The organism is Bradyrhizobium sp. PRIMUS42, from assembly GCF_023006515.1.
In the GTDB taxonomy this organism is placed as follows: domain Bacteria; phylum Pseudomonadota; class Alphaproteobacteria; order Rhizobiales; family Xanthobacteraceae; genus Bradyrhizobium.
This window is the reverse complement of record NZ_JALBGZ010000610.1, coordinates 1-3,796: the sequence shown is the minus strand read 5'-3', so window position 1 is coordinate 3,796 and position 3,796 is coordinate 1. Positions and strand designations below refer to the sequence as shown.

The following is a 3,796-nucleotide window of genomic DNA, read 5'->3' as shown; positions in this document are numbered from 1 at the left end:
AGGCCGGCCGAGCCCGCGACGGGGCGCGGATCCCAGGTGCGGTAGGGCAGGTAGGCGCCGAACACTTCGCTCTCGTCGGCGGCGACCAGCACGTCGTAAGTGGGCGCGCCTTGGGTGAACACCGGCATCTGGCGCTGGATCAGCGTGACGCCGCTGTCGGTGCGTCGCGCGCCGCCTTTGTCCTCGAAAGTCTTCTCCTGCACGATCTTGGCGCCGAACCGCGTGGCGGTGCGCCTCAGTGCATCGGCGAACAGCTTGTCCTCGTCATGCGAGCCGACCACCAGCAGCCAGCGCGACCACTTCTTCCACACCAGATATTGCCCGAGCGCATCGGCCAGCATCGCGCGCGTCGGCGCGGTGTGGATGACATTGGCGCGGCAATCGGCCTCTCGCAGCCGCTCGTCGATCGCCCCCGCGTTGAACAGCAGCGTGCCGCGCTCGCGCAAGGCGTCCGAGACTTTCAGCAGCGCATCGGCGGGCAGGTCAGCGATGATGAAGCCGTTCTTCTCCGCGAGCGCGGTCGCGGCCTGCACCGGATCCTCGCCTTCCCTGATGCGGCGCTCTTCCAGCGCAAAGCGCTGACCCAGAAATTTCCCGGTGGTGTTGTTGTCCTCGATCGCGAGACGCGCGCCGGCGATGCCGTCATTCTCCGCGGGCTGCTCAACCAGCGACAGCGTCGATCTGGTACCGGCGACGCCGAGATAGCCGACGCCGATCAGGGCAGGCTCCGCCGCGAGCGCGCTCGTCGCAGCGAGACCAAAGCCGATCAGACCGGCCAACCATCGGATCATGTTTCCTCCAGGCGCTCTCCCCCGCTTGACCGCCGGTAGAGAATTGTCTCTGCTAAAGCATGACCAATTTGTCAGGGCATGCAACCCCGCATTTCGTCCTCGCGCGCACGAGGACTGGAATCACGATCATGCGAGCGCTGATATGTTTCGCGGCTTTGCTGTTGACGGGGTCGGTCGCGCGCGCCGACCCGCCGAAACTCGCAGTGTTCGATTTCGAGCTGATCGACACCAGCCTGCCCGGCGAGTTCTACGGCTCCAGGCCCGAAGAGGCGCGGCTCGTGCGCATCAGCGAGCAGCTCCGCAAGGAATTGACGGATTCCGGCAGGTTCCAGGTGCTCGACATCGCGCCGGTCAGGGACGCGGCCCGTCACGCCAACTTACAGGCCTGCGGCGGCTGCGATCTCAAGCTCGCCGGGGAGTTAGGAGCTGACCTCGAGATCACCGGCATGGTGCAGAAGGTCTCGAACCTGATCATCAACCTCAACATCTATCTGCGCGACGTGAAGACCGGCAACATGATCGCGGCGGCCAGCGCCGACATGCGCGGCAACACGGACGAAGCCTGGACGCGCACGATGAGCTATCTGATCCGCAATCGCTTGCTGGCGCCGAATTACGGGAAGCGGGAGTAGGGGTAGCTCTTACCCTCCCTGGAGAGCGAGGGTAAGAAAGTTTACCCCTTCAATCTCTCCGCATGCCAGTGCAGATGGTCGCCCATGAAGGTCGAGATGAAATAATAGCTGTGATCGTAGCCCGCCTGCCGTCGCAGCGTCAGCGGGATGCTCGCCTTGGTGCAGGCGGCTTCGAGCAGCTCAGGCTTGAGCTGCTCCTTCAGGAAATTGTCGGCCTCGCCGACGTCGACCAGGAAGCCGGAAAACTTCGCGCCATCCTCGATCAGCGCCACCGTGTCGTGGCCGCGCCAGGCGTCCTTGTTCGGTCCGAGATAGCCGGTCAGCGCCTTGGTGCCCCAGGGCACGAGCGAGGGCGCCACGATCGGCGCGAATGCGCTCGCGGCGCGATAGCGGTGCGGGTTGCGCAGCGCCACCGTGAGCGCGCCGTGACCGCCCATGGAATGGCCCATCACCGATTGACGCTTGGCATCGACGGGAAAATTTCCCGCGACCAGCTTCGGCAGCTCGTCGGTCACATAGCTCCACATCCGATAATTGCGCGCGAACGGCTCCTGCGTCGCATCGACATAGAAGCCGGCGCCGAGGCCAAAATCATAGGCGTTGTTGGCATCGCCGGGAACGTCGGGCCCGCGCGGTGAGGTGTCGGGCGCGACGAAGATCAGGCCGAGCTCGGCGCAGGCTTTGCGGAATTCGCCCTTCTCGGTGACGTTGGCATGCGTGCAGGTGAGCCCGGAGAGGTACCAGACCACGGGCAGCTTGGCGCCGTCGGCATGCGGGGGAACATAGACCGAGAACACCATGTCGGTTCCAGTCGCCTGGCTCGCATGGCGATAAACACCCTGCACGCCGCCGTAGGATTTGTTCGTCGAGACAGTCTGAATCGTCATGCCTTCACTCCGTGGCATCGCACCACATCAATATTGCAACGCTTGTGTGACCGAATTTGTGGCAGCTGCCGCGTCAGGCGACACCGCTGTCGATCGCCAGCCGCACCAGCTCGACCGAGGTCTTCACCCCGAGCTTCTGGCGCATGATGGACGAGGTGTTGGCCACCGTCTTGTAGGACGACTGCACCAGCCAGGCGATCTCCGACAGGCTCTTTCCGGCGCTGAGCAGCCGCAGGATCTCCATCTCGCGCGCGTTCAGCTTGGATAGCGGGCTTTGCGCCAGCGCAGGTCCCGCAAAGGCGATGCTGCGCGCGATCGCACTCGGCAGGTAAGTGCCGCCGCCGCCGACGGCGCGGATCGCCTCGACGAGGTCGTCGGGATCGCCGGTCTTGGAGACGTAGCCCTTGGCGCCGCATTCGATCGCCCGCGCGGCAAAGGCCGGGTCGTCGTTCATGCTGAACATGATGATGCGGGCCTCGGGCGCGCGCTCGAGGATGCGGCGTGCGAGCTCGAATCCGGAAACGGTCGGCAAGTTGATGTCGATGATGCAGAGGTCGGGGCGTTCGACAATGAAGACGCACTCGCCGTCTTCGGCGTCGGCGGCCTCCAAAATCTCGATCTCGCCCTCGTCGGCCAGCACGGCGCGACAGCCGGAAGCGACAATGGGATGATCGTCGACGATCAGAATGCGCATAGGCGTTCCCCGTGACAGCTCCGGCCTGTTGTCGTGCCGCATGATACCCAACAAGGAGCCGCATGCGTCTCATGTCGGATCATGCAACCCGGCCGGGATTGCTGTACGCTTTCGATTAGATATCCGCCGCTTCGCCCCTGTCAACGTCATCGGGCAGGCGCGGGCCAAACCTTCGCGGGGCACGAGCGATACCAATGTGGCAAAACCTATCCTTGCGCGGGCGCATCAACCTGTTGCTGGCGCTGCTGCTGGCCCTGGGGCTCGCCGTCAATATCGGGCGCCAGGTCGCGGAGGCGGGTCCCCGCGTGCAGGCCGAAGACCAGAGCGTGATCCGGCTGGCGCGCGAGTTCATCGAGATGATCGTGGCCGATCTCAACGAGGCGCCCGATCCGGATGCCAGGCTGAACCAGATCGCGCGCGACCTCAGCCGTCTGCGCCATGTCAGCATCACGCTCCGGGATGCCGGCGGCAATCCGCAGACGCCTCCCCGGCTTGACACTGACGCCGACACGCGCGGGCCGCCGGCCTGGTTCGTCAGCCTGGTTCATCCCGAGCAGACCGCGGTGAGTGTGCCTGTTTCAATCCAGGGCAGGCCCGGGTCGCTCCTGATCACCTCGCATCCCGATGACGAGATCGCCGAGATCTGGGACGGCATCGTGACCCAGCTCGAGGTCGGCTCGGCGATCGCGCTGGCGCTGTTTCTGGTGATGATGAATGTGGTCGGCCGGGCCCTTGCGCCGCTGCAGTCCCTTGCGGATGTGATGGCCGAGCTCGAAGCTGGGCGCTATCAGG

General features: G+C 64.9%; 5 protein-coding genes. 2 read left to right on the top strand and 3 right to left on the bottom strand.

Features of this window, described 5'->3' with window-relative positions:
- Positions 1-791, bottom strand: a 791-nt coding sequence (locus MOV75_RS30370; protein WP_247007156.1) for an ABC transporter substrate-binding protein, incomplete at its 3' end; no start/stop codon positions are given.
- Positions 792-850: 59 nt separating this feature from the next.
- Here MOV75_RS30370 and MOV75_RS30365 point away from each other — a divergent pair.
- The gene (locus tag MOV75_RS30365; RefSeq protein ID WP_246929701.1) at positions 851-1,423 is read left to right on the top strand and encodes a DUF3280 domain-containing protein; all 573 of its coding nucleotides are present in this window, start codon (positions 851-853) and stop codon (positions 1,421-1,423) included.
- Between the two features lie 41 nt (positions 1,424-1,464).
- On the opposite strand, the gene fghA is transcribed toward MOV75_RS30365, so the two are convergent.
- The gene (fghA, locus tag MOV75_RS30360) at positions 1,465-2,310 is read right to left on the bottom strand and encodes an S-formylglutathione hydrolase (RefSeq protein WP_246929698.1); all 846 of its coding nucleotides are present in this window, start codon (positions 2,308-2,310) and stop codon (positions 1,465-1,467) included.
- A gap of 73 nt (positions 2,311-2,383) precedes the next feature.
- Positions 2,384-3,004 carry a response regulator transcription factor gene (locus tag MOV75_RS30355; RefSeq protein ID WP_157326983.1) on the bottom strand — a complete coding sequence of 207 codons (621 nt, stop codon included), beginning with the start codon at positions 3,002-3,004 and terminating at the stop codon, positions 2,384-2,386.
- 194 nt (positions 3,005-3,198) lie between these two features.
- On the opposite strand from MOV75_RS30355, the gene MOV75_RS30350 reads away from it, so the two are divergent.
- Positions 3,199-3,796: LapD/MoxY N-terminal periplasmic domain-containing protein (locus MOV75_RS30350; RefSeq protein ID WP_309486976.1), on the top strand; the 598-nt coding region annotated here is incomplete at its 3' end.

Excerpts from the sequence above, each read along its gene's own strand:
- fghA (WP_246929698.1), bottom strand. The coding sequence starts at position 2,310 with ATGACGATTCAGACTGTCTCGACGAACAAATCCTACGGCGGCGTGCAG.
- MOV75_RS30355 (WP_157326983.1), bottom strand. The coding sequence starts at position 3,004 with ATGCGCATTCTGATCGTCGACGATCATCCCATTGTCGCTTCCGGCTGT.
- MOV75_RS30365 (WP_246929701.1), top strand. The coding sequence starts at position 851 with ATGACCAATTTGTCAGGGCATGCAACCCCGCATTTCGTCCTCGCGCGC.